The 25147-nt window shown below is 72.9% G+C and carries 21 protein-coding genes and 1 pseudogene; 8 read left to right on the top strand and 14 right to left on the bottom strand.

Annotation, left to right across the window (positions count from 1 at the left end):
* Positions 1-120: 120 nt before the first annotated feature.
* Positions 121-891 (bottom strand): hypothetical protein, encoded by a 771-nt coding sequence (locus ACWDRW_RS01820; RefSeq protein WP_451718580.1) that lies wholly within the window; start codon positions 889-891, stop codon positions 121-123.
* A gap of 264 nt (positions 892-1155) precedes the next feature.
* Here ACWDRW_RS01820 and thrS point away from each other — a divergent pair, with 264 nt between their 5' ends.
* Positions 1156-2412, top strand: coding sequence for a threonine--tRNA ligase (gene thrS, locus ACWDRW_RS01815; RefSeq protein ID WP_451718577.1), 1257 nt, complete (start codon positions 1156-1158; stop codon positions 2410-2412).
* A gap of 41 nt (positions 2413-2453) precedes the next feature.
* On the top strand, positions 2454-3419 hold the full coding sequence (locus tag ACWDRW_RS01810; RefSeq protein ID WP_451718574.1) for a nucleoside hydrolase: 966 nt from the start codon (positions 2454-2456) through the stop codon (positions 3417-3419).
* Here ACWDRW_RS01810 and ACWDRW_RS01805 read toward each other — a convergent pair.
* The 9 genes from ACWDRW_RS01805 to ACWDRW_RS01765 form a co-directional block, all read right to left on the bottom strand.
* Positions 3416-4603, bottom strand: coding sequence for an NAD(P)/FAD-dependent oxidoreductase (locus ACWDRW_RS01805; protein WP_451718572.1), 1188 nt, complete (start codon positions 4601-4603; stop codon positions 3416-3418). The genes ACWDRW_RS01810 and ACWDRW_RS01805 overlap by 4 nt on opposite strands.
* Before the next feature lie 145 nt (positions 4604-4748).
* A complete protein-coding gene (gene sigJ, locus ACWDRW_RS01800) occupies positions 4749-5693 on the bottom strand; it encodes an RNA polymerase sigma factor SigJ (protein WP_451718569.1) in 945 nt (314 codons plus the stop codon).
* A 73-nt stretch (positions 5694-5766) separates the two neighbouring features.
* Complete coding sequence (locus ACWDRW_RS01795; RefSeq protein ID WP_451718567.1) at positions 5767-6690, bottom strand: LAETG motif-containing sortase-dependent surface protein; 924 nt, start codon at positions 6688-6690, stop codon at positions 5767-5769.
* A 277-nt stretch (positions 6691-6967) separates the two neighbouring features.
* Positions 6968-7672 (bottom strand): GAF and ANTAR domain-containing protein, encoded by a 705-nt coding sequence (locus tag ACWDRW_RS01790; RefSeq protein WP_451718564.1) that lies wholly within the window; start codon positions 7670-7672, stop codon positions 6968-6970.
* Between the two features lie 129 nt (positions 7673-7801).
* Positions 7802-8482, bottom strand: a complete 681-nt coding sequence (locus ACWDRW_RS01785) for a TIGR03943 family putative permease subunit (protein ID WP_451718561.1) — start codon at positions 8480-8482, stop codon at positions 7802-7804.
* Positions 8479-9465, bottom strand: a complete 987-nt coding sequence (locus ACWDRW_RS01780; RefSeq protein ID WP_451718558.1) for a permease — start codon at positions 9463-9465, stop codon at positions 8479-8481. Before ACWDRW_RS01780 ends, ACWDRW_RS01785 begins: the two co-directional genes overlap by 4 nt.
* A 59-nt stretch (positions 9466-9524) precedes the next feature.
* On the bottom strand, positions 9525-10868 hold the full coding sequence (locus ACWDRW_RS01775) for a tetratricopeptide repeat protein (RefSeq protein ID WP_451718555.1): 1344 nt from the start codon (positions 10866-10868) through the stop codon (positions 9525-9527).
* Between the two features lie 242 nt (positions 10869-11110).
* Positions 11111-11305 carry a DUF397 domain-containing protein gene (locus ACWDRW_RS01770; RefSeq protein WP_451718553.1) on the bottom strand — a complete coding sequence of 65 codons (195 nt, stop codon included), beginning with the start codon at positions 11303-11305 and terminating at the stop codon, positions 11111-11113.
* Entirely contained in the window at positions 11271-12113 is an 843-nt protein-coding gene (locus ACWDRW_RS01765; RefSeq protein ID WP_451718550.1) for a helix-turn-helix domain-containing protein, read from the bottom strand. Before ACWDRW_RS01765 ends, ACWDRW_RS01770 begins: the two co-directional genes overlap by 35 nt.
* A 62-nt stretch (positions 12114-12175) precedes the next feature.
* Here ACWDRW_RS01765 and ACWDRW_RS01760 point away from each other — a divergent pair, with 62 nt between their 5' ends.
* Both ACWDRW_RS01760 and ACWDRW_RS01755 read left to right on the top strand, forming a co-directional pair.
* Entirely contained in the window at positions 12176-13369 is a 1194-nt protein-coding gene (locus ACWDRW_RS01760) for an amidohydrolase (RefSeq protein WP_451718548.1), read from the top strand.
* Between the two features lie 122 nt (positions 13370-13491).
* Positions 13492-15453, top strand: coding sequence for a YncE family protein (locus ACWDRW_RS01755; protein WP_451718545.1), 1962 nt, complete (start codon positions 13492-13494; stop codon positions 15451-15453).
* Here the strand turns inward: ACWDRW_RS01755 and ACWDRW_RS01750 are convergent.
* Both ACWDRW_RS01750 and ACWDRW_RS01745 read right to left on the bottom strand, forming a co-directional pair.
* Positions 15443-16495 carry a hypothetical protein gene (locus tag ACWDRW_RS01750; protein ID WP_451718543.1) on the bottom strand — a complete coding sequence of 351 codons (1053 nt, stop codon included), beginning with the start codon at positions 16493-16495 and terminating at the stop codon, positions 15443-15445. The two genes, ACWDRW_RS01755 and ACWDRW_RS01750, sit on opposite strands and share 11 nt — an antisense overlap.
* Before the next feature lie 117 nt (positions 16496-16612).
* Positions 16613-17798, bottom strand: a pseudogene (locus ACWDRW_RS01745) (PP2C family protein-serine/threonine phosphatase).
* A gap of 114 nt (positions 17799-17912) precedes the next feature.
* Here ACWDRW_RS01745 and ACWDRW_RS01740 point away from each other — a divergent pair.
* Positions 17913-18359 (top strand): hypothetical protein, encoded by a 447-nt coding sequence (locus tag ACWDRW_RS01740; protein WP_451718541.1) that lies wholly within the window; start codon positions 17913-17915, stop codon positions 18357-18359.
* Between the two features lie 74 nt (positions 18360-18433).
* Here the strand turns inward: ACWDRW_RS01740 and ACWDRW_RS01735 are convergent, their stop codons facing one another.
* Positions 18434-19009 (bottom strand): SH3 domain-containing protein, encoded by a 576-nt coding sequence (locus ACWDRW_RS01735; RefSeq protein WP_451718538.1) that lies wholly within the window; start codon positions 19007-19009, stop codon positions 18434-18436.
* Positions 19010-19162: 153 nt separating this feature from the next.
* On the opposite strand from ACWDRW_RS01735, the gene ACWDRW_RS01730 reads away from it, so the two are divergent.
* From ACWDRW_RS01730 to ACWDRW_RS01720, 3 genes are read left to right on the top strand one after another with little or no spacing between them, the layout of a single operon-like run.
* Positions 19163-20011 carry a hypothetical protein gene (locus ACWDRW_RS01730; protein ID WP_451718535.1) on the top strand — a complete coding sequence of 283 codons (849 nt, stop codon included), beginning with the start codon at positions 19163-19165 and terminating at the stop codon, positions 20009-20011.
* A 31-nt stretch (positions 20012-20042) separates the two neighbouring features.
* Positions 20043-20978 (top strand): endonuclease/exonuclease/phosphatase family protein, encoded by a 936-nt coding sequence (locus ACWDRW_RS01725; RefSeq protein WP_451718532.1) that lies wholly within the window; start codon positions 20043-20045, stop codon positions 20976-20978.
* Positions 20979-21000: 22 nt separating this feature from the next.
* The gene (locus ACWDRW_RS01720) at positions 21001-22941 is read left to right on the top strand and encodes an FUSC family protein (protein WP_451718530.1); all 1941 of its coding nucleotides are present in this window, start codon (positions 21001-21003) and stop codon (positions 22939-22941) included.
* Positions 22942-23002: 61 nt separating this feature from the next.
* On the opposite strand, the gene ACWDRW_RS01715 is transcribed toward ACWDRW_RS01720, so the two are convergent.
* Positions 23003-25069, bottom strand: a complete 2067-nt coding sequence (locus tag ACWDRW_RS01715) for a PhoX family protein (protein ID WP_451718528.1) — start codon at positions 25067-25069, stop codon at positions 23003-23005.
* Positions 25070-25147: the final 78 nt, after the last annotated feature.

The following is a 25147-nucleotide window of genomic DNA, read 5'->3' as shown; positions in this document are numbered from 1 at the left end:
GCGATACGGATCTGCCCGGATCTTCCCTACGAACCGGGACGACACAGGAGAACCTGTCCAGAATGCCCGGTGGGTGAACGCGGAACCACCGAGCGCTCGCGGCTCGCGCCCCCGCGTCCCTCATACCTGCGCGCGCCCCTGCTTGCGCACCTCGACCAGCCGCTGGGCCCCCAGATCCGTCGCCGCCCAGGTCCATTCGGCCGGTACGTCGCCGAGGCCGCCATTGGTGAGGACGATCGCGTCGGCACCGACCCGGACCGCGGCGAGGTCCACGGTGAGCGTGTTCTCCTCGCCGTCGGACAGCGCGATGCGCAGGCCCTGGCGGGCGTCCCCCACCTCCGGCAGTTCCGTCTCCCAGACCGCGGCGCGCTCCAGCGTCCCGGTCGCCGTCACCGCCGTGAACTCGCCGCACTTCTCCGGCAGCGACCGCAGCCAGTCCAGGGTGCGGTCCACCTCCTTCGGCGGATGCGTCACGACCTGATAGCGCATCTGCGCTCCGTCCCAGTCGTCGTCGAGGCCGGTCACGGCGCGCGTGCGGGCATCCGGGCCGAAGAACTCCTCGGTGTAGAGCGCGTCGAGGAGCCGTCGGCAGTCCGGCTTCTCCGTGCTCGCCTTGAGCATGCCGTCCCGCCAGGTGGCGGCGCCCTGGGTGGCCGACCAGGGTTCGCCCAGGTCGGTCTCGGTGATCAGGGCCGCCTGGGCCTGGGCCTCGGTGAGCGCCGGGGCGGCGGCCGGGGAGGGGGCGGCGCTGGTCCGTGCCGGGGAGGGGGAGGCGCTGGAGGAGGACTTGGCCGCCGCTCCCGTATCGCCCGCGCCGCAGGCGGTCGCCGTCAGCAGGGCGCCCAGGGCGAGCGCCGGGGCGGCGAGGAGACGAACCGGGGGTCGGGGCATCGGGAGACCTCCTGCGAGAGCGCTCATGATCGAACCTGCGTCCTCCCAAGGCACCACCGCCCAGGCCCGTCCACCAGCGCGCCGGTCCGTCCGGGTGAGCGGACCGCCCCGGTGGAAAGTCGGTGGACCCGCCGCCCGCCTGCTGGCTACCGTCGCCCCATGCAGCGCGCCCCGATGTCCCTGACGACGACGCCGGACCGAGTCCCGGCGCGCTGACACCTGACCAGCGATCGACAAGCCCCGGGGCGAGCGGCCCCGGGGCTTTTGTCATCCCTCCCCCGTTCCCTCGCCCCCACAGCGAGGGAGTACGCCATGCACGACCACCGCCGCCTCGGCCGCGAGCTCGGCCTCTTCGACACCGACCCCCTGATGGGCGCCGGCCTGCCGTACTGGCTGCCCGACGGCGCCGTCGTCCGGCACGAGCTGGAGGAGTACGTCCGGGAGGCGGAGCGCGCCGCCGGGTACCGGCACGTGTACTCGCCCGCCCTCGGCAAACGGGAGCTGTACGAGATCTCCGGGCACTGGTCCCACTACAGCGAGGACATGTTCCCGCCCATGAAGCTGGGCGCGGAGGAGGTCGTCCTGCGCCCCAGCCTCTGCCCGCACCACGCCCTCATCTACCGCTCCCGCTCCCACAGTTACCGAGAACTGCCCTTGCGGATGGCCGAGTTGGGCGGCATGTACCGCTCGGAGCCGTCCGGGGTGCTCGGCGGGCTCACCCGGGTGCGGGCCATCCAGCTCAACGACGCGCACATCTTCTGCACCCTGGAACAGGCGGCCGAGGAGGCCCGCGCGGCGCTCGGCATGATCCGGAAGGCCTACGCCGACCTCGGCATCCGCGCCGCCCGGTACCGGCTCTCGCTCCCCGGCGAGGGCGGCAAGTACGTGGCCGACCCGGACCTGTGGCGCCGGGCGACCGCACTGCTCGAGAAGGTGCTGGACGGCGTCGCGTACGAGGCCGTCGAGGGCGAGGCCGCCTTCTACGGCCCCAAGATCGACGTGCAGATCGCCGACCCGGCGGGCCGCGAGTCCACCCTGTCCACCGTCCAGATCGACTTCCACCAGCCCGAGCGCTTCGATCTGCACTACATCGGCCCCGACGGCGCCGAGCACCGCCCGGTCATGGTCCACCGCAGCGTCATCGGCAGCGTGGAGCGAGCGGTCGCGCACCTCGTCGAACAGCACGGCGGCGCCTTCCCCGCCTGGCTCGCCCCCGTGCAGCTCGCGGTGCTGCCGGTGGCGGATGCCCAGGTGGAGCAGGCCGCCGAGGTCGTACGACGGGCCCGGGCGGCCGGGCTCCGGGCCGAGCTGGCCGCCGACGGCAGCCTGGGTGCCCGGATCCGGGCGGCGCGGCTGGTGCCGTACCAGGCGGTGATCGGCGGGCGGGAGGCCGCGGGCGACCTGGTGGCCGTACGTCTGCGGGACGGCCGCCGACCCACCGCGGTGGCCGTGAACGAGCTGCTGGAGCGGATCGGCGCGTGTGTGCGGGCTCGTGGGGCCGAACTGTGGGCGGCTGCGTAAGGTCGGTCCCACAGAGACGACGCGACGTCCGAGGAGTGCTCGTGAGCGGTCAGCCCATTCCGGTGATCATCGACTGCGACACCGGCGTCGACGACGCCCTGGCCCTGCTCTTCGCCGTACGGCATCCCGGGCTCGACGTGCGCGCGGTGACCTGTGTCGCCGGGAACACCGATGTCGAGGGCGTCGTCCGCAACACGCTCACCGTGCTGGAGGTGGCCGGGGCCGGGGACATCCCGGTCGCCCGGGGTGCCGAGCGGCCGCTGATCGAGCCGGTGCGTACCGCCTCCCATGTCCACGGCCGGGACGGGATGGGAGACCTGGGGCTGCCCGCGCCGACCCGGCGCCCGGTGGACGTGGACGCGGTGACGCTGCTGCGCCGCGAGATCCTGGCCTCGCCACGGCCGGTCACCCTCGTCCCGACCGCGCCGCTGACGAACATCGCGCTGCTGCTGCGGACGCACCCCGAGGTGGTCCCGAACATCGAGCGGATCGTGTTCATGGGCGGGGCGGTGGAGACCGGGAACGCGACTCCGGTGGCCGAGTTCAACGTGTGGCACGACCCCGAGGCCGCGGCGATCCTGCTCACCGCCGGGGTGCCGATCACGATGTACGGCCTCGACGTGTTCCAGCGGGTGCTGGTCCCGGCGGCGGACGTGCAGCGGCTGCGGGCGAGTTCGGAGTCGCGGCTGCGGCTGGCCGGTGAACTCCTCGCCCACCGGCCCTCCGCGCCCGACCCCGACGGCGACGACCCGTCCGGCGGACTCGGCGACGCGGGCGCGGTCTGCGCGGTCGTCGACCCCGGCGGCATCACCACCCGCCTCCTCCCGGTCGAGGTCTCCCTCGCCCCCGGCCCCACTCGGGGCCAGACGGTCGTCGACCGGCGAGCGCGGCCCGGGGAGGCGGAGATCCACCACGGCGAGCGCGAACTGCAGCTGGTGGACGTGGCGTTGGACGTCGACGTCGAGCGCTACGTGAAGCTGTGGCTGTCGGCCGTGGAGGGCGACTAGACCACCGCGTCCACCTGCTCCCGGGTCCCGGTCCCGCGCGGTACGACCCGGCGGCGCCGGGTCGGCAGGCCCACCGTCGGGTTGGCCACGCTCCAGGCCGCGCCCTTGCAGATCAGCTCCTTGTAGCGGGCGGCCAGACGGCCCGTCAGGGCGCGCTCGACCGCCTGGTCGTCGGCGGTGACGAACTGGATCAGGCCCTCCTTGCGGCCGAGCGAGACGCACTGCTGGTAGTAGCGGATGGAGCCGCCCGGGACCTTGGTGCCGGTGAGGCGGGCGGCGAGGGCGTCGGCGGCCTGCCAGGCCATGGGAACGCCCGAGGCGCAGGACATGCGCAGGGGCTTGTCGCCGGGGCCCATGGCCATCGCCGCGTCGCCCACGGCGTACACGTCCGGGTGCAAGACCGAGCGCATGGTGGCGTCGACGACGATCTGGCCGCGGTCGGTGACCTCCAGGGTGGTGGCCCGCGCGATCGGGTGGACGGCGAAGCCGGTGGTCCAGACGGTGACGTCGGCGGGCACCGCCCGGCCGTCCGCCGTCGTCACCCCGTCCGCCGCCACGTCGGTGACCGCCGTGTGCTCGTGGACCGTGATGCCGAGCCGGTCCGTCACCGTCAGCAGGTGGGCGCGGCCCTTCTCGGAGAGCCAGTCGCCGAAGGAGCCGCGGGCGGCGAGGGAGACGTCGAGGTCCGGGCGGGCCTCGGCGATCTCGGTCGCGGCCTCGACGCCCGTCAGGCCGCCGCCGACCACCAGCACCGACTGTCCGGCGCCCAGCGCGGCCAGGCGCTCGCGCAGGCGGAGGGCGCCCGGGCGGCTCGCGATCTCGTGGGCGTGCTCGCGGACGCCGGGGACGGCCTGGTCGTTCCAGCCGCTGCCGAGGGCGTAGACGAGGGTGTCGTACGCCAGGGTCTCCCCGGTGTCGACCGCGACCGTCCTGCGGTCGACGTCCACCGAGGCGACCCGCGCGAGCCTCAGTTCCACGCCGGTGCCCGCGAACATCTCGTCGAGCGGCCGGGCCTTGAGGTCCTGGCCGGTCGCGAGCTGGTGCATCCGGACGCGCTCGACGAAGTCGGGCTCGGCGTTGACGAGGGTGATGGTGGCGTCCTCGCGGCGCAGCCGCCGGGCGAGGCGGCCGGCCACGACGGCTCCGGTGTAGCCGGCTCCGAGGACGACGATGCGGTGCTGCATGGGCCTGCTCCTGTCTGCGCGGGATCCGCCGCTGCGTTCTGCGCGGTGTCGTCCCTTGAACCGGGCAGCCCGACGTTTCCTGACAGGAGCGGAGTGTGTCCTGCGTCACATGGTCATCACGGGGGTCAGACGGTGCACAGCGGGATCAGATGGTGCACAGCGGGGCGCCCTCGTGGCCCGCGGCGGCCCACCGCTCGGTCGCGCGGACGAGCTTGTCCGGGTTGACCTGACTGCGGACCGCCACGATGCCCTCCGCCGTGACCTCCAGGCAGGTGATGGCGACGACCCGGCCGTCCACCACCGCCACGAAGGCGGGCTCGCCGTTGGCGGTCGTGGCGTAGATCTCGGACGTGCCGCCGACGATGGCCCGCTTGGCCGCGCTGGGCTTGAACAGGCCGCGCAGGAACGTGGCGACCGCTTGCGCGCCCTCGAACGCCCTCGCCCGCGCCGGGACCTTGCCGCCGCCGTCGCCGACCGCGACGGCGCCCTCGGTGAGCAGCCGGACGAGCGGTTCGGTACGGCCGCTGGTCGCCGCGGCCAGGAACTCCTCGACGACGGCGCGGGCGGCGGCCTCGTCGATCTCGGTGCGCGCCTTCCCCGCGGCCACGTGCTTCTTGGCCCGGTGGAAGGTCTGCTGGCTGGCGGCCTCGGAGATCTCCAGGATCTCGGCGATCTCCCGGTGCGGGTAGTCGAAGGCCTCCCGCAACACGTACACCGCCCGCTCGCCCGGCGACAGCCGCTCCAGCAGGACGAGGACGGCGTACGACACCGACTCGCGCTGTTCGGCCGTGTCGGCCGGGCCGAGCATCCGGTCCCCGGCGAGCAGCGGCTCGGGGAGCCATTGGCCCACGTAGGTCTCACGGCGGGCGCGAGCCGAAGTGAGCTGGTTGAGGCAGAAGTTGGTGAGGACCTTGGTCAGCCAGGCCTCGGGCACCTCGATCCGCTCGACGTCGGCCGCCTGCCAGCGCAGATACGTCTCCTGCACGGCGTCCTCCGCCTCGCTCGCCGAGCCGAGCAGCCGGTAGGCGATGGCCTCCAGCCGCGGCCGGGCGGCCTCGAAGCGGTCCACGTCCGTGATGATCAGGGCCATGCCCGCGAGCCTAACCGCCCGCAGCGGGAAAAGGGCGGGCCGGGCCCGCCCTTCCGCCGCGAACTACCGCACGCTACGCGCGGGTCGAGCGCCGCCTGCGGGTGGCCAGCACGATCGCGGCGCCGCCGCCGAGGAGTACCGCCGCGCCGATGGTGATCGGCAGGGTGCTGCTGTCGGCGCCGGTCTCCGCGAGGTCGTCACCGCCTCCGCCGTTCGGGGAGGGGGCCGGCGGAGTGGTGGAGTCCGGGGTCGGGGTGGGGGCGGACTCCGAGGGGGGCTCCGTGGCCGGGGTCTGGCTCGCCGGGGGCTCCGAAGCCGGGGCGGACTCGGTGGGCGCGGAGGGGCTCGGCGTGGCCGGGGGCGTCGACTCGGGGACGGTCGTGCAGTCCTTCGCGCCGCCGTTCCAGGCCGCGATCAGCTTGTCCTTGATCACCGGACGGTCCGGGCCGATGGGCACCTCACCGTGCTCGAAGCCGTCATTGGCGTCGAGCTTGCCGTCGAACTTCACCGCGCCGCGGTAGAGGTCGACCTGCGCGAAGCAGCCGGCGTCCGGCACCGCGATGTCGAGGGTGTCCGTCTGGCCGGGCTTGACCGTGACCGTGTCGAAGTCGACGAAGACCTGCTCGCCCGAGGTGGCGAAGGTCGGGCCGTGGGCCAGGTAGGAGGCGAGCGAGGCGGTGCAGGTCGTGGCGTCGGCGGCGGCGCGGACCGTGAGGTGGACCTTGCCGTCGTCGGTGACCTTCAGGCTCTGGTCGTCGACCTTGACGGAGTCGTAGAAGTGCGCGCCGTCGAGCGAGAACTGGCACCGGTCGGTGGCGGTCTCGGTGCCGGCCCCGGTGCCCGGCTGGTACTGGCCGCCCGACTTCCAGCCGTCGCCGCCCGGAGTACCGGTGGCGTGGGCGCCGGAGGCGGCGGCGACGGTGGCGGCGCACAGGGCGAGCGACGCGGCGCCCGTCCCCAGCAGGCGTCGCGCGATGACACGTCTCGCTATGGACATGCGGTTCCCCATCTTGACGTGAGCAGAACCCGGGCGACGGCAGGCGGGCAGCGCGCAGCGACGGCGGGGCCGTGCCGGGCCGGGGTGGTGGTCGAAGAAGCACTGGGCTCATTGGTCACATGTGCCACAGCGCGAGGCCCATGGTGGTCGCGCTCCGGATGCCGTGTCAACCTGCGGGAACGCACGCGGAGTTCACGCCTCCACACCATTTCGCCACACAGGGAACCATTGGGTCCGGATCACTGAACACCCGCCTCCCGGTGAGCCCCCGGGTGCGTCAGGTCCCCGAGATGCGCAGCCGGTGTTCCACCACGTCCCGCGCCACCTCCGCCGCGGTGCGGCTCTGGGCGAAGGCGCGGGCGCGGAGGAGCGCCAGCGCCTCGTGCGCGCCGACACCGAGCTGGGCCATGATCATGCCGATGGCCTGGTAGACGGTGTCCTGTTCGGTGGCCAGGCCGCCCAGCCAGCCGGTCTGGTCCAGCGCCGCGTCCCCGGCCCCGTGGGTCAGTTCCGCCAGCGCTATCGTCAGCGCTCCGGCCAGCGCCCGTGCCGTCCGCAGTTCGTCGGCGGTCAGCTCACCCGGGGTGTCCCGGTAGAGGTCGAGCGTGCCCACGCACACCACGTCGTCGCCGAGCGGCAGCGAGTACGTCGCCCGCACCCCGATCTCGGCGGCCTCCTCGGCGAAGACCGGCCAGCGTTCCGCGTCCCGCCCCTCCGTGAGGTCGCAGGCGAGCACGGGCCGTCTGCTGCGCGCCGCGCTCTGACAGGGCCCGTCGCCCAGCGTGGCCTGGATGTCCGTCGCGTACGCGGCCCGCGCGTCGCTCGCGCACAACTGGACCGGCATGTCGTCGTCGTGCAACGAGACACTCGCCCCGGTCACCGGCAGCAGTTCGACCGCGACGGCGCACAACCGGCGCGGGATCTCACCGGGACCCGTGCCCGGACCGTCGGCGGCACCACGGTGGTCGTCCCCGGGCCGCACATCACCCGCCTCCTCACACCTTCCGTGTGGTGCTCAGGTTCCCCGGGTTCCGCGACTCTGCGATGCCTCCGTTCCCCGGACCGCCCGACTACCCGTGCCCCAGGGTGCGAAACCGCCCTCCCCCGGCCCTCACCGCTTCTCGTACGGGTTCGCCGGCTGCCCCACCCGCCGCACCGACTCCGCTTCCAGGACCGGCGGCCAGGCTTCGTCGGAGCCGAGCGTGCCCTCGGGGTGCCAGGTGCCGGTGACCGTGACCCAGGTGTCGTCGGGCGGGGCGTCCGCGCCCCGGATCTCGACCCTGGCGGTCGTGGCGTCGGCGGCGCAGCACGACACCAGCAGCCGGGTGAGGTACCAGCTCCCGTCGGCGTCGTGCGTGACGAACCCCGTCATCCGGACCGTCCGGCCCTTCAGTGAGCGCTCGCTGTCGTAGATCGCCCGGGAGGTGAACTCCCCGAGCGTCAGCTCCACCGGGTCCGCCGAGGGCAGCGCCGGGAAGGTCCCGACGCCCTGGGCCGCCCGCTCGGCGGCCTCCCGTCCGGCGCTGTAGGAGCCGAGGGCGGGTGGTGGGAACAGCAGCAGGGCGAGGGCGGGGAGGGTGAGCAGCCAGGCCACCCGGGGATGGTGGCCCGGACCGCCCCGGCTCCCCACCGCCGCCACCAGCCCCAGCACCACCAGCACCGCACCCGACACGACCAGATACGGCCGCAACCCGGGTTGCACGTACCGCAGATACAGCTCGCTGAAGAGCGAGATCCGCAGGATCGCGCCCCCGACGAGCAGCAACAGGACAGCGGGTCCGTACCGCCTCACAGCAGCCACCACCCCACCAGCACGCTGGAGACCACCGCGACCACCCAGGTCGCCGCCGAGAACCGGACCGCGAAGGCCCGCCCGAAGGTCCCGGTCTGCAGGGCGATCAGTTTCAGGTCGACCATCGGCCCCACCACCATGAACGCGAGCCGCGCGGTGGGCGAGAAGCCGCTGAGCGAGGCGGCCACGAAGGCGTCCGCCTCGCTGCACACGCACAGCACCACGGCGAGCAGCGCGAGGAGCAGCACGGACGCCCAGCCGGGGACGTCGAGCAGCGAGCGCGGTACGACGATGTCGAAGGTGGCCGCCGCTGCCGCGCCCACCACCAGGAATCCGCCCGCGTGCAGGAAGTCGTGCTGGAGCCCGGCGGTGAAGGCGCGCAGCCCGGAAGCGGACTCGGGGGCGCGGCGCGCGGGCCGCCGCAGCCACTCCTCGCGGCCGAACCGGACCCACAGCCAGCCCATCACGACCGCCGTGACCAGCGAGGCGAGCAGCCGCCCGAACACCATCTGGGGCTGCCCGGGAAAGGCGACGGAGGTGGCGATCAGGACCACCGGGTTGATCGCGGGCGCGGAGAGCAGGAAGGCCAGCGCCGCCGCCGGGGCGACACCCCGCCGCATCAGGCTGTCGGCCACCGGCACGGACGCGCACTCGCAGCCGGGCAGGACGACCCCGGCCGCTCCGGCGACGGGCACGGCGAGCGCCGGGTTGCGCGGGAGCAGCTTGGTGAACACCCGCTGCGGCACGAAGGCGCCGATCGCCGCCGACACGATCGTGCCGAGCAGCAGGAACGGCACGGCCTGGACGGCGATGGCGGTGAACACCGTCCACCAGGCGGCCACGGGCGGGGTGTACAGGTCGAGCGCGAGGACCGGCCCGAGCACGGCCGCGACCGTCGCGACGGCGAGCAGCGCGGCACCGCCGACCACGAGGTACACGAGGGCGCGCAGGCCGCCGTAGACCACTGTCCGTTGATTCGCCACGCGCCTGTCCCGGTTCTCGATGTGCTCGGCGAGAAGCTAACCGCACCGGCTGTGGATGATCACAGCGGGGGCTGTGCGGGTGCGGGTCCGAGGGTGGTGGTGCCGGGGGCCGTACGGTGGCCGAGACCCGTCCGGTACGCGTCGAGGGCGGCTTCCACCCTCCCCGTACGGCGCAGCAGATCGCCCAGCAGCCGGCACAGGTCGGCCAGGTCACCGGCGGCCCCGGCCCGCTCCAGCAGGCTCAGGGCGCGGACGTAGTGCTCCTCGGCGGCCTCGGTGTCCCGGGCGTCCTCGGCGATGATGCCGAGCAGCCGGTGGGCGGCGGCGGCGTGCAGGGCGCCGCGTTCGGGGCTGAGGTCGGTCAGTACCTCGCGCAGGAGGGCGGCGGCCTCCTCGGACTTGCCGCGCCGGTGCAGCACGTCGGCCAGTTCGACGGCGACCTGGCTGGTGTACAGGGCGGCCCGCTTGGCGGAGAGCATGGCCCTCGCCTCCCGCAGCTCGGCCTCGGCCCGGTCCAGCTCGCCGTTCTGCGCGCAGACATAGCCGCGCATCCAGTGGCAGTGGGCGAGCTCGGTCCGGATCTGAAGGCCCCGGTACAGCTCGGCGGCCTTCGCCAGGGAGGCGTCGGCCTCGGCGATCCGGCCCTCGGCGAGCAGGGTGCGGGCGACGGACCGGTGCATCCGGGCCACCAGCGCCGGATCCCCCGCCTGCGGGGCGAGCGCGAGGGCCAGCTCGGCGGCCTGGGCGGCACGGGCGTGGGCGCCCAGGTCCATGTACGGCCCGATGACACTCGCGTAGAGCAGCAGCAGCGCGTCCGGATCGTGCAGCCCGCCACGGTTCAGCTCGTCGAGGGTGGACTCCAGCAGGTAGACCGCGTACCGGAGTTCACCGGCCAGGTAGTGGGCGAGGGCACGACCGCGCAGGGCCGGGACCCGTACGGGCAGCGGCTGACCCGCGAGGGCCGCCTCGGCCTGCTCGAAGGAGCTCAGGGCGGCGGCCAGGTCCCCGGTGTCGATCCCGCACTCCCCGAGCCCGAGCAGCGCGGCGACCCGCTCCTCGACCAGCCCGTAAGTGTCGGCCTCCGCGAGGACGGCCGTGAAGGCCTCGGCCGCGGCCTCGGTGGCACCGGTCGCCAACGTCCTTTGCGCGCCGGTGAGTTGCAGTCGCAGCTCGGTCGCGAGCCGGGCCGAACGGCCGGTGATCAGCTCGTCGTACGCCACGCCGAGCCGTTCGGCGATGTGCCGGAGCGCCTCGTCGGAGGCCCGGACGCGGCCGGCCTCCAGGGTGGAGATGTAGGCGGGCGTGTAGGCGGGCTCGGCCAGCTGTTTCTGCGTCAGCCCACGCTCGAACCGCCACTGCTGCACCCTGCGCCCGATGGTCACCGGGTCGTCGCGCTCCGACATGGCCCAACTCCCCTAGTGCCTCTTGCCGTTCGACTCCGACAGCCCCTAGGTTAAACCGGGAATTAAGCCTGATTACCGAGCCCGCTTAATACATCGCGTCAACAGACCGGTTGCGAGGTAGCCGTGCTCGACCGCACCAGCACAGCCGAGCGTTACGTCCGAGGAATCGCCGCCGCGGTGGTGGCGGTGGCCGCGCTGATCCTGGCAGCGAACGCGGGCCCGGCGAGGGCGACGGAGACGGTTCAGGACCCCAGGGCGACGTGCCTGATGAAGGCGGAGTAGGACGCGGGGGAGAGGGCGAGCATTCCGGCGCTGGGGTTCTTGGAGTCGCGGACGGCTATGCGGGGGGAGAGGTCGGCGACCTCGACGCAATCACCGCCGGTGTTGCCGCTGTACGAGGACTTACGCCACCGCGTGCTGTTCGGGTCCAGGTCCATACTGCTCCTCCATCACGCGAGTGATCAGTGCCGCCGACTGCTCCACGGAGAGAGCCGACGCCTGCAAATGAGCGTAACGAAGGGACGCTTCCTTCACAGTGGCGGGGTTGGCCGTCATGTGCCCGGAGATCAGGTCCTCGGTGTACACGATGTCGGGGTGGTCGTCGAAGCGCAGGGTGTTGAACGAGCCGATCAGGCTGGCGTGTTCACCCGCCTCGAACGCCAGCATCTGGATGCGCACCCACCTGCAGTCGCGGAAGCTCAGCAGGTGGCCGAGCTGTTCCCGCATGATCTGGCGGCTGCCGATGGGCCTGCGCAGGGCCGCCTCGTCCAGAATCACCCAGGCCAGCGGTGGCTGTTCCCGTGCCAGGAGGCGCTGCCGCTCCAGCCTCGCGCCGACCAGCTCGTCGAGCTTCTCCGGCATACCGGTGGCCAGCACGGCACGCGCGTAAGCCTTGGTCTGGAGAAGGCCGTACACCATCTGCGCCTGGTACGTGCTGATGTACGTCGCTTTCGCCTCCATCTCGGCGTACGGCTGGAACCAGGTCGGCAACTGGCACCGTAGGACCAGGCCGATCAGGCGCGAAAAGTGCCCGTCCGTCATCAGCGCCGCGTCCGCCCGTTCCGCGAACTCCCGCGTCGGCACCTTCAGCGTCGTCTCGATCTGACCGATCAAGGAACCCGTGCAGAAGATGACGTCGCCGAGTTCCTTCTGGGTCAGGCCCGCCTCCTCCCTCTTCCTGCGCAACTCGTAGCCGAAATAGTCCAGTGGGGAGGCACTCGGATCCAGTTCGCGAATGTGCACCATGTAGCCGAGAGTAACGACGCCATTACAGTGCCGTGGGGGAAATCTCCAAATACCCTGACCGCATGACCTCCGACCTCGAGGACTTCTACCGGGATCTGCACCAGCACCCCGAACTCTCCTTCCAGGAACACCGCACGGCGACCCGGCTCGCGGCGCGGCTGGCGGCGGCCGGGTTCGAGACCACGGAAGGCATCGGCCGTACCGGAGTCGTCGGGCTGCTGCGCAACGGTGACGGGCCGACCGTCCTGCTCAGGGCCGACATGGACGCACTGCCGGTGCAGGAGGAGACCGGGCTGCCGTACGCCTCCACCGTGCCCGGCGTCATGCACGCGTGCGGGCACGACATGCATGTCACCTGGCTGGTGGGCGCCGCCGAGGAGCTGGCCGCCCGGCGGGCCGACTGGTCGGGGACGCTGCTGGTGGTGGGGCAGCCCGCCGAGGAGGTCGGCGGCGGCGCGGCGGCCATGGTCGCGGACGGGCTCTACGACCGGTTCCCCCGGCCGGACGTCCTGCTCGGGCAGCACGTGGCGCCGGGGCCGGTGGGGCGCGTCGCCCATGTACCAGGGCTGATCATGTCGGCTACGACGGATGTCGAGATCACGGTGTACGGGCGGGGCGGGCACGGCTCGCGGCCCGAGGCGACCGTGGATCCCGTGGTGACGGCCGCCTTCCTCGTCACGCGGTTGCAGACGGTCGTCAGCAGGGAGCTGGCCGCGCGGGAGCAGGCCGTCCTGACCGTGGGGCGGATCGAGGCGGGGACGGCGGCCAACGTCATCCCCTCCACGGCCCGGATGTCGCTGAACCTGCGCACGCAGTCGGAGGGTGTGCGGGACCGGATGATCGCCGCGATCCGGCGGATGGCGGCCGGGGAGTGCATGGCCGCGGGGTGTCCGCGAGAGCCGGAGGTGACGGTGGGGAGTTCCTTCCCGGTGACCGTCAACGACGGGGAGACGGACCGGCGGGTCGCCGCGGCGCACCGCGCGGAGTTCGGCGCCGACGCCGTCTTCGACCCGGGCCCGGCGATGGGCAGCGAGGACTTCTCGCACCTTGCCGACGGCAAGGTGCCGTACTCCTACTGGTTCGTGACGAGCACCCCGCCCGCGGCCTGGGAGGCGGCGCAGGGAGACGATCTGCTGGGGCGGTCGGAGTCGGTGCCGAGCAACCACAGCCCGCACTTCGCGCCCGACCTGGCCACCGTGCCGACCGGGGTGCGGACGCTGGTGTCGGGGGCCCTCTCCTTTTTGTCAGTGGCATGACTTAGTCTTCGCTCACCCGCCACACGCGGCGCACCAGCCCCACACATCGGGGCCCGGCCCCCCTGCCGAGGGCCCGCCCGTGGCGGCCCACATCCTTTTCGTTCCGGGGGGTTCGAATCAGCGTGCGCAGACGCACTCTCACCACGGCCGCCACCACCCTCGCGGTCCTCATCAGCTCGGCCGCGCTGGCCGCCGTACCGGCCGCCGCCGACTCCAGCCGTCCCCTCGGCGTGCTCGAGGACGCGACCGACATGGTCGTGGACGGCACCCACCAGCGGGTGTTCATCAGCGACCGGTCCACCGACCGGATCGCCGTCACCGACACCACGGGCAGGACCCTCGGCACGCTCGCCGGGCTGCCCCAGGTCCGGGACATCGCGCTCAGCCCGGACGACAGCACGCTGTACGCGGCGGTGTACGGCGCCGACAAGATCGTCGCCTTCGACACGGCGACGCTGACGCAGACGGCCGAGTACCCCACCGGCGCGAACACCATCCCGTCGCAACTCGTCGTCGCCGACGGACGGCTGTGGTTCGGCTACGGCGACCAGTGGGACTCCGGGCTCGGCATGGTCGACCTGACCGCCGAGACGCCGACGGTGACGCTGGACCTCGCGGGCCACAACTTCTCCGGCCCGCCGCTGCTCCTCGCCGACCCCGACAACCCGGGCACGCTGCTCGCCCTGGACCACCACATCAGCTCCGCGCCGGTTGTCGTCTACGACATCTCCTCCGGCACCCCGGTGATCCGCCTCTCCGCCGAGAAGGGCGGCTTCTACAACGACGCCGCCCTCACGCCGGACGGGCAGAACGTCGTCGTCGCCGGGCCCGGCACCCGCGCGCTCACCGAGTACCGGCTCTCCGACCTGGCGCAGGTCCGCACCTACCCGGTCCCCTCCGAGCCGCAGACGGTCACCGTCGCCCCGGACGGCACGGTCGCGGCCACGGTCCTCGACACCGACGACGTCGGCGACACCTACGTCTTCCCCACCGACCCGAGCCTGCCGGTCAACGTGCGCAACCTGTCGCACGACTGGATGCCCTGGGGCGGCCACACCACGAACTGGTCGGCCGACGGCGCCAAGCTGCTCGTCATCACCGACACGTACTACACGCCCGAGTTCCGGGTGGTCGACGAGCCGCGCAAGTACGCCTCGACGCTGAAGGTCGACGCCCCGGCGACCGCCACCCGCGCCAAGTCCCTCACCGTGAACGGCACCCTCACCTCCGGCCTGGCCCTGCCCGCCGGCACCCCGGTCACCGTCACGCGCACCGACATGGAGTCGCCGGACGGCAAGTCGCTGGGCACCAAGTCCCTCGGCAGCGGAGGCAGGTTCAGCTTCACCGACACCCCGCCGGCCGGCGGCAAGGTCACGTACACGGTGAAGTACGCGGGCGACGCGGACCACACGGCCGCGAGCACCTCGGACTCGGTCGAGGTCTCCCGCGCCACGCCCACCCTGACGCTGAACAACAACGGCAAGGTGTACTCGTACGGCGCCGACGTGAAGTTCACCGCGCACCTGGGCACGACGTACAAGAACCGCAAGGTCGAGATCTGGGCCAACCCCTACGGCTCGGACAAGCCCAACACGCTGGTGAAGAGCGGCACCGTCAACTCCGACGGCAACCTGTCGGTCGTCGTGGACCTCAAGCGCAAGACGAAGCTCACGGCCAAGTTCGCGGGTGACTCGCGCTACAAGCCGCGGTCGGTGGAGAGCTCGGTCGGCGCCAAGGTGTCGATCTCCACGACGGTCAGCGGCCACTACAAGACGAAGTACAACTGGGGCCACACCTACCACTACTTCAACGTGGCCAAGGACCCGGTGATCACGGCGGCCCTGCCGCCGTACGGGGGCCGCACACAGAAGCTCCAGATCCAGGTCTACTCCGGTGGCGTCTGGCAGACCACCTACGCCGAGTACTTCAAGCTCGACGCCTCCGGGCGGTCCGCCGTCAAGCTCACCGGCACCCCGCCGACCGGCTACCGCTTCCGGGTGCGCAACTCCTACATCAGCGGCTCGGGCGACAGCGTGAACACCACCACCTACGGGACCTGGAAGTACTTCACCTTCACGAGCTGAGCGAGGTCAGGGAGCTGAGGCGCTGCTGGACGTGGTCCAGCGCGCCGTCCCGGCGCCCCGGCACCCGGGCCCTCAACTCGGCCAGCGCCGGTCCCAGTTCACGGGCCCGCGCCGGGTCACTGACGCACCCCCACTGGTGGTGCGCCCGGTCCACCGCGGACTCCACGTCCGGATCGGCCGCCGACTGCCCGGCGGCCAGCCGCGCGGTCGCCACGTGCAGCCAGCCCCGGCAGCTGCGCTCGGCGTCCCCGGCGAACATCGCCAGATCGGCCCGGACCTCGGCCCAGTGCAGCGCCTGCGCCGAGCCCGGGCCGTATGCCTGTGCGGCGGCCTGCTCGTGCCGGGCGGCGAGCGCGTCGGCGTCACCGTGCCGACCGGCCTGGACGGCGGCGGTGATGGCCGAGTGCGGATCCGTGTGCGCGGTCCCGAGCACGAGGTCGCGGTGACCCTCGCTCCCGAGCCGCGCGAGCGCCTGCTGATGCAACTCCCCCAACTCCGGCCGCCGTCCGCTGCGCAGGATCGTCGCCACCGCCTTCATGTACGACGGCACCGCCACCGCCCGCCGCCCCGGCGGCGGGGCGATGCGACCGTAAACGGCGATGTTGTGCCCCGACTCCAGCGGTCGGGTGCGCAGCAGCTCCCAGGTCTCCGGGTCCGCGTGCAGGTCCAGCAGCAGCGTCGTCGTGCCCGGTGCGCGCAGCCGCAGCTCCTCCCGGACCCAGTGCCACGGCAGGGCCGTGTAGCGGACCGTGGCCGGGGTCGTGCGGGCCAGCGCCAGGTGCGCCAGCCGTTGTCTGCGGTCCAGTTGGAGCTGGCCGGTGACGAAGACGGTGAGCGGTCCCGGGGCCGCCGCGGCGGCGCGCAGCCGGGTCAGGACGGCCTGGGGTTCGAGGGGGTCGGCGAGTTCGACGACGTTCGCCGTGTCCGCCCCGGCCAGCACCGCGGGCGGTACCGCGGCGAGGACGGGGAGCACGGACGCCGCGTCCACCAGACAGCCCTTGCCCGCCGGTGAGGCGGCGAGCAGCAGCACGGTTCCGGGCATCGGTCCCTCCCCATCCCCCGTCGATCACGTACGGCAGCACCGTAACCGCTGCGGCTGCAAAGGGGGGCCTCAGGAGCGCAAAGGTCCGATTCACCCCGCTCGGGGGCCGTCATCGGCTCACTCCGCCCGGCGCACCGCGTACACCGTCGTGTCGTCGGCGAGCCGTCCGCCGCAGTGGCGCAGGGTGCCGTCCCGGACGTAGTCGACCAGGCGGCGCGGCTCGGCCAGTCGGGGGTCCTCGGCGACGGCCTCGGCGACCTCCTCGGTGAGCGGGTAGAAGGCGCCGGCGCCGTCGCGGGCCTCGGTCACGCCGTCGGTGGTCAGCAGCACCGTCTCACCGGGGCCGAGGGGAGCGCAGCACCCTGGGCGGGCCCGAGCTGCCGGTGAGTTCGCCGAGGCCCAGGGGGAGCGCTTCGCCGGGCGGCAGCTGCCGTACCCCCGCGGGGCCGATCACCAGGGGCGGCTCGTGGCCGAAGACGACCGACTCCAGGGTGCCGGGGTCGTCGGCGGGGAAGCCCAGCAGGACGGCGGTGGCGAAGCGGTCGCCGTCGTCGCGGCCGAGGGCGGTGGTGTGGGCCGCGTGCCGGGTCATGCGGATCTCCAGGTGCGCGGCCACCGTGGCGAGATCCGGCTCGTGGTATCCGCACTCACGGAACGTGCCGAGCAGCGCGGCGGCGGCCTCCACCGCTCCGAGGCCCTTGCCCTGGACGTCGCCGACGAGGACCCGGGTGCCGTGCGGGCCCGGCTGGATGTCGTAGAAGTCGCCGCCGACGGCCGCCTCGACGTCGGCGGTGAGATACACGCCGGCGTGGTCGAGACCGCCCCAGTGTGTGGGCAGCGGCCGCAGCACGGTACGGCGGATGGTGTCGGTGACGTCCCGCATGTGCAGCATGCGCCGCTCGCCGCGCACCCGGACCGCGCAGGCCAGCGTGGCGAGGGCCCCGCCGATCGCGGAGAGCAGCAGGTCGGGCAGGCCGACCTGGAACTCGCCGGGCCAGGTGCTGTCCGCCACGGAGTAGACGGACGTCGACAGCACCGCGAACGCGGCCGTCCCCCACACCCCGCACAGCGCGGCCGCGATACCGGGGACGAGCACCAGCCAGGAGATGATCCGGAAGTCCTGCGCCGTGTTCCAGTCGGTCACCACGATCCCGATGAGCAGCAGCAGCGGCGGCACCCAGGCCACGCTCCGGCCCCCCACCCGCAGCATCTGATGGCGCTGGACCACGTCACCGGGGGCCCGGACCGTCAGGCGCCGGGCGGGGCGGCCGCTCACCGGTGTCAGTCCGCGCCCACCGCTCATGTCGCCAGCGAAACACGGCGGCATGAGCCCCGCATCTTCGACTTGCCAGGCCCCCCGCCCCGGGTGTGCCCTTGATGTCGGGGGCGTCAGAGACCTGAAGGAGGAGGTGCTCCCATGGCTCACGCGGCACCCAAACCCGGCAGCCGGATGCCCAAGGTGACCGTTTCACCCGACATCTTCAGCGAGCGCACGCACCGAAGGGGACGGATCGTGATCCCGGTCGTCCTCGGACTCGTGTACGGCTACTGGGCCGCGGCCAACCGGCGCGACGGCGGCGAGATCACCGGCTGGAACATCCTGTTCGGCTTCGTCACCGCGATCGTGTTCATGGTGCTGTGCATCGCCGTGGCCCAACTGGCACCCAAGCTGAAGCGGGAACTGCACTCGCTGACGAAGTCCGCCTTCGCCGGCGCCGCCTTCGGCTTCCTCTACAGCCAGTCCGGCGCGAGCGTCCTGCGCTCGGTGACGATGAGCCTGCTGATCACGGCGGCCATCTTCGCGGTGTTCTTCTACCGCTACTACACCCACGAGGACGCCGAGGGGAATCCCCTTCCCCGCTGACCCCTCCTCCGTCCGGCACACACGCGTGGGCCCCGGCAGCGATGCCGGGGCCCACGCGCTCCCTCACCTTCCCCTCACCAGCCGCCCAGCCAGCTCCACGCGCCGGCCGACGACACGGACGCGGACCCGCTGGACGACGATCCGGAGGCGCTCCAGCTCCACGAGCCGGACGCGCTCCACGAACCGGAACCGGACATGCTCCAGGAGTCGTTGGTGAACGGCTCGTCCCAGTTGGTCCAGGACCCGTTCTTCCACTCCGGACAGGGGTCCGAGCAGTTCGGCACATGGGCCCCGCCGGTGTCGACGAAGGCGGCGGCCGCCCAGCCCTGGGCGCCCTTCAGCCAGTACCAGTGCGGATTGCCGTTGACGCTCTGGCCGCGGACCTTGCAGTCCACGCGGTCCTGGCTGCCCGGCGCGAGCCAGGTGACGACGGGCGAGTGCGTGGTCGGCGCCGCCCTGACGTTGAGTTTCGTGTGGGAAATGACCGTGCCCCAGATCGGATGGCCGCCGCGTCCCGCGGAGAACGTCGACGGGGCGCTCTCGGGCGCGAGGGTCGGTGCGGTCGCCGTGGCGGTGGCTGTGGCGGCGATCAGGGAGCCGCCGGTGAGCAGGGCCAAGGCCAGGGTCCGCAGAGCCGGAGTGGTGCGCATGATCGCCTCCTTCTCCCCAGCACCAGGAAACACCCGTTCGGGTGAACCCTCCACCGGAGAGCCGGGAGGCCAGTTCCCCCAAGGGGTGCGGGCCTGTCGGCCATCCGGCCGTGAGCGGTGGCCCGCCGGACCGGGCCCGTCTTGCCTGGAGGGGTGCCCTCCCGCCTGCGGAACGCCCTCTCGGCCGCGCTGATCGCGCTGGCCTGCCTCCTGGTGCCGTTCGGCGCCCTGGCGGCCTGGGCGTCGTACGGCCTCGCCGACACCGGCCGCTACGTCACCGCGATGGCACCGCTGGCCGCCGACCCGGCCGTGCGGGACGCGGTCGCGGACACGGTGGGTGACGGAATCGTGCGGGAGACGGACGCGGACGAACCGCTGCGGTCCTTCGTGCGCGAGGCGGTGCGGTCCTTCACCGGCACCGACGCCTTCCGCACCGCCTGGGACGCGGGCAACCGGGCCGTCCACGACGCGGTCCTGCGGGCCGTGCGGGACGGCGACGGAGGCGAGGTACGGGTGGACCTGGCCCCGGTCGCCGCCGAGGTGAAGGCCCGCCTGGAGGCCGACCACATGCCGCTCGCGAGCCGGATCCCCGTCGAGCACACGGAGGTTGCGGTGCTGCCCGCCGGTGAACTGGAGGAACTGCGGCGCGGGTTCCACGCCCTGGAGATCGCCGGGTTCTGGCTGCCCGTCACGGCCGCCGTGCTCGCCGCCGCCGGGATCGCCGTCGCCGCCTGCCGCGGGCGGGCGGTCACCGCGACCGCGCTGGGCACGGCACTGGGCGGTGCCTTCCTGGGCCTCGCGGTCGCCGCCGGACGCCGACTGACCCTCGCCGACCTGCCCGACGACGTCCACCGTCCGGCGGCGGGCGCGGTCTACGACGCCCTGACCGCGACCCTGCGCACGGTGTCGTGGCTGCTGGTGGCGGTCGGCCTCCTGGTGGCCCTGGGAACCTGGCTGCTCACGCGGCGACGGCAACCTTCCGTCGCGGCGTCCCGTCCTTAGGGGCGAAGGGGGCGGGGAGTTGGGGGAGGGCGTGCGACGGTTTCCGGCCTGGTGCGCGGGGTTGTTGTGCGCCGGGGCGAGCGTGGTGATCGGGTGCCGGATCGCGAACACGGACGGGATCACGCCGGTGCCCCAACTGCTGGCGTTCCTGCCGTGGCTGGTGGCACCGGTGGGCCTCGCCCTGGCGTGCGCGCTGCTCGCGCGGTGGTGGGCCGGGCTGGTGTGGGGGGTGCTGGTGCTCGGCCTGCTGGCGTGGTTCCTGGAGCCGTACGGCAGGACGGGCGGGCCCTCGGGTCCCCCCGTGGCGTCCTTGCGGGTGCTGACGTCGAACGTCGAGTTCGGGCAGGGGACGGAGGCGCTGGTGGCCGCCGTACGCCGGGAGAGGCCGGACGTCGTGTTCGTCTCCGAGTGCGAGCACACCTGCGTGCGGCGGTTGACGGAAGCGCTGGATCTCCCCCACCGGTCGGCGGTCCCGGGGTCCGGCTCCAAGGGTTCGCTGATCCTCAGCCGCTTTCGGCTCCGGGGCACCGCCGGCGTCCCCGGCACGATGGGCATGCCCGGCGCGGTGGCGGACGTGCGGGGTCACGCCGTACGACTCCAGCTGGCACACCCCATGCCGCCGCTGCCGGGCCAGGTGGACGTCTGGCGCGAGGAGCTGGCGGCGCTGCGGACCTACGCGAGGGCCTCCGCCGCGGCCCCGACCATCCTCGCGGGCGACTTCAACGCCTCCCAGGATCACGCGTCCTTCCGCCGCATCCTGGACACGGGCCTGCGGGACGCGGCCCGCCTCACGGACCACGCCCGCACCCCGACCTGGCCGTCCCGCACCACCCCGACCCCGGGCGTCCAGATCGACCACGTCCTGCTGTCGAGGCACTTCTCGGCCCGCGAGACCCGCTTCCTGGACCTGTCGGACACCGACCACAGAGCGGTCGTCGCGGACGTCACACTCCACGGATCCCGCTGATCCGGCCGCCCATAATGGCGGCATGTCCCGCGAGTTCCCCATCGGCCTCACCCCTCCCGACTGGCTGGTCCGGAACCTCCGGGCGCAGGCCGCCCCGGTCAACTGGGCGGCCGTGGCGCGGGCCGCCGTCGCGATGGCACTGCCGCTCGCCGTGGGGCTCGCGGTCGACGAGCCCGAGTACGGGGCGCTCGCCTCCATGGGAGCCCTGTCCGGCGTGATCGGGGACACCGCCGACGCCTACCGGATGCGGATCCTCAACATCGCCGTACCGCAGCTCTTCGGCGCCGTCGGGATCACGCTCGGCTCGCTGGTGTTCGGGCACGGATGGGTCGCGGTCGCCGTGGTGACCGGCGTCGCGCTGGTCTCCGGGATGATCTCGACGATCGGCGCGGTGGCCTCCGTGTCCGGCCTGCTCCTGCTGCTGAACAGCGTGGTCGGCGCGGGCCTGCCGATGCCCGGCGCGTGGTGGGTGGCCCCGCTGCTGGTGTCCGGCGGCGGGCTGCTCGTCCTGCTCCTCGCCCTGCTGGCCTGGCCCCTGCGCGGAGGGGTCCCCGAACGCACGGCGGTGGCCGACACCTACCGCGCGGTCGCCGATCTGCTGGCGGCGACCGGACGCCCCGAGACCTACGACGACGTCCGCCACACGGTCACGCAGTCCCTGAACCAGTCGTACGACCTCGTCCTCGCCCGCCGCACCCGCCACCACGGCCGCAGCCCCGAACTGACCCGGCTGCTCGCCCAGTTGAACGCGGTCATCCCGGTCGTCGAGGCCGCCCCCGCCGCCCACCTGAGCGGCCGGCCCCTGCCGCCCGAACTCCCGGTCGCGGTACGGCATCTCGCGCAGGCCGTGGAGACCGGGTACACCGGCCCGACCGGCCTGAAGCTCCCCGTCCCGACCACCGAGACCGCCCGCGCCGTCGACCACGCCCTGCGGCACGCCGCCGATGTCGTCGCCGCCCCGGACGTCGACCCGCGCGGCATCGACGACCGCCTCGGCCGACCCGCCGCCCTCGGCGTCCGCGCCGCGCGCGCCGCCCGCAACGTCACCCTCTCCGCCGCCTCCTGGCGCTACGGCCTGCGCCTCGCCCTGTGCATCGGCGTGGCCCAGGTCCTGGTGTCGATCATCCCGGTCCCCCGCTCCTACTGGGTCGCCCTGACCATCACCTTCGTGATGAAGCCCGACTTCGGCTCGGTCTTCTCCCGCGCCCTGCTGCGCGCGCTCGGCACGGTCGCGGGCCTGGTCGTCGCGGCGGCGGTCCTCTCCCAGGTGCCGCGCGGCTGGTGGGACGTGCCGGTGATGCTGCTGCTCGCCCCGCTGATCCCGGCCCTCACCCCGCGCGGGTACGGCTACCAGACCGCCGCCATCACCCCGGTGATCCTGCTCCTGTCCGACGTACTGAACCACCAGGGCACCGACCTGCTCCTGCCCCGGCTGGTGGACTCGCTGATGGGCTGCGCGATCGCGCTGATCGCCGGGTATCTGCTGTGGCCGGAGAGCTGGCACACGAGGGTCGGCGACCGACTGTCCGACGCGGTGCGGGACACCGCGCGCTATGTGGAGGGCGCGTTCGGCGCGCACGCGGTGGATCCCCCGGCCCGCGCGCGGATGCGCCGCCGCCTGTACCGCGACCTGTCCGTCATCCGCACGGAATTCCAGCGCGCGCTGACCGAGCCGCCGCCCACGGGCCGCCGAGCGGCGGCGTGGTGGCCGCTGGTCGTGGCGGTCGAACGCATCGTGGACGCGACGACGGCGGCGAGGGTCCGCGTCAAACACGGCTCGGCACCGCCCACCCAGGCCGAGATCGACCAGGTGGCCCTCCAACTGAGGGAGCTGTCGGACGGCCTGCGCCAGGTGGACGTCCTGTACGCGGTCCGCACGGACCTGACGGGCCCGTCGGGAAGCGTCCTGGAGCCTCTGCGCCAGGAGGTGGCGGCGGCGAGGGCCATAACCTCCCCCCGCTGAACCCACTGCCGACCCACCCGAGCTCGAAGGCGAACTCGGGTGGGTCGGGTCACAGCAGTGCTCAGACGCCGATGTCGCGGCCGTCCTTGCGCCACACGGCGACCACGGCCGGCCGGACGTACGTGCCGGGCCCGTCGGGCCACGTGCTCTCCGGCTTCTCCACCGTCGCACCCGTGATCTCACCCGGGTGCTGCACGGCGACCAGCACCCGCCGGTCCTGGACGATCGGGCCGCAGGTCTCCGCGCCCCGCGGCACGGTCAGGAACTGCTTCAGCTCACCGCGCCGGTCACCGCGCGTAGCGACACCGAAGAGACCGTCGTGCGAACCGAGCTGCGCGCCGTCCGTGGAGATCCACAGGTTGCCGTGCGGGTCGAAGGCCACGTTGTCGGGGCAGGAGATCGGGCTGACCTGGTCCTTCGGGAAGCCCGCGAAGTAGGTGGCCGGGTCGTTCGGGTCACCGGCGACCAGGAACAGGCTCCAGGCGAACCTGGTGCTGTCGGCGCAGTTCCAGCGCTCGGTCAGCTCCAGGACCTGGCCGTGCTTGTTGGCGTTGCGCGGGTTGGCCTCGTCCGCCTTGGCGTTGGTGCCGATGCCGCGGTTGGAGTTGTTGGTGAGGGCGACGTACACCTTGCCGGTGTGCGGGTTGGGCTCGACGTCCTCGGGACGGTCCATCTTGGTGGCGCCCACCTTGTCACCGGCGAGACGCGTGAAGACGAAGACCTCCTCGGCGGTCATGCCCTCGACATGGCTGACCGCGCCCTTGGCGGTGGCGGTGGCCAGCGGGATCCACTCACCGGAGCCGTCGAACTCACCGTCGGCGGGGAGCTTGCCCGTGCCGTCGATCTCGATCGCGGGGGAGTCGCCGGTGAGCTTGGCGACGTAGAGGGTGCCCTCGTCGAGCAGCGAGAGGTTGTGCTCGCGCACGGCCCGGGACGACCCCTTCTTCATCCGCTTGCTGCCGACGAACTTGTAGAAGTAGTCGAAGCGCTCGTCGTCACCGGAGTAGACGACGGGACGGCCGTCGCCGGTGAGCCGCACGGTCGCGCCCTCGTGCTTGAAGCGGCCGAGCGCGGTGTGCTTGCGGGGCGTGGAGTGCGGGTCGTACGGGTCGAGCTCGACGACGTAGCCGAAGCGGTGCACCTCGTTGGGCTCCTGGGCGACGTCGAAGCGCTTGTCGAAGAGCTCCCACTTGCGCTCGGTGGCGCCGGTGCCGATGCCGTACCGCTTGTCCGTGGCGCGGCTGGAGTTGGCGAAGTACTGGTTGAAGTTCTCCTCGCCGTGCAGCGTGGTGCCCCACGGGGTGGTGCCGCCGGCGCAGTTGTTGAGGGTGCCGAGCGCCTTGGTCCCGGTCGGGTCGGCGGAGGTCTTCAGCAGGTCGGAACCGGCGGCCGGGCCGGTGATCCGGAACTCGGTGGTGGCGGTGACGCGGCGGTTGAGCGGGTGCCGCGGCACGGGCCGGAGCTGGCCGTTCTTCTTGTTCCCCTCCACCACGACGGCGGAGAGCCCGTGGGCGGCCCAGGCGATCTCGACCTGCTCGCGGGTGGGGTTGGCGGCGTCGTAGCCGCGGAACATCAGGATCTCGTCGGTGTACTCGTGGTTGGCGACGAGGATCTGCCGGTTGTACTCACCGGGGAGGGGCAGCAGGGCGAGGAAGTCGCAGTTGTAGCCGAACTGCAGGGCCTGCGCCTTCGCCGTCTGGTTCTCCGGGTCGAAGGCGGGGGCGCCGCGCAGGATGGGCTCACCCCAGCGGATGACGACGTTCTGGCCGTAGCCCTCGGGCACGGTGACGGCGTCGGTGGTGTTGGGGGCCACGGCCGTGAAGCGCAGACCGCGGGCACCGCGGCTGGAGTGCTTGGTCGAGGTGGCGGGCGCGGCCTGGGCCTGCGGGGCGGCGGCGACGGTGGCGGCGGTGCCGGCGGCGGCCGCGGCGGTCACCACGGCGGCGGCGCGCATCACGCTACGGCGGCTCAGGGCGCCGGCGATGATGTCGCCGACGTACGGGTTGGTGGTGGTATTGGGCACCTCGTGGAAACAGGCGTCGCCACACCGGAAACGGCAGGTCATGGCGGAACGCCCACCGGGATGCGAATCGTTCGACGTTCTGATGAGCGGCAGCGGAATGCGCACTTTGTTCTCCCCTTGCTTCCCCTTGGATCCAGCCTGACGGACGGTAGGGGGGCGTCTGTGCGAAAACGGGGACGCGTC

The organism is Streptomyces sp. NPDC003635 (genome assembly GCF_053587635.1).
This window is presented reverse-complemented; position numbering and strand designations above follow the sequence as displayed.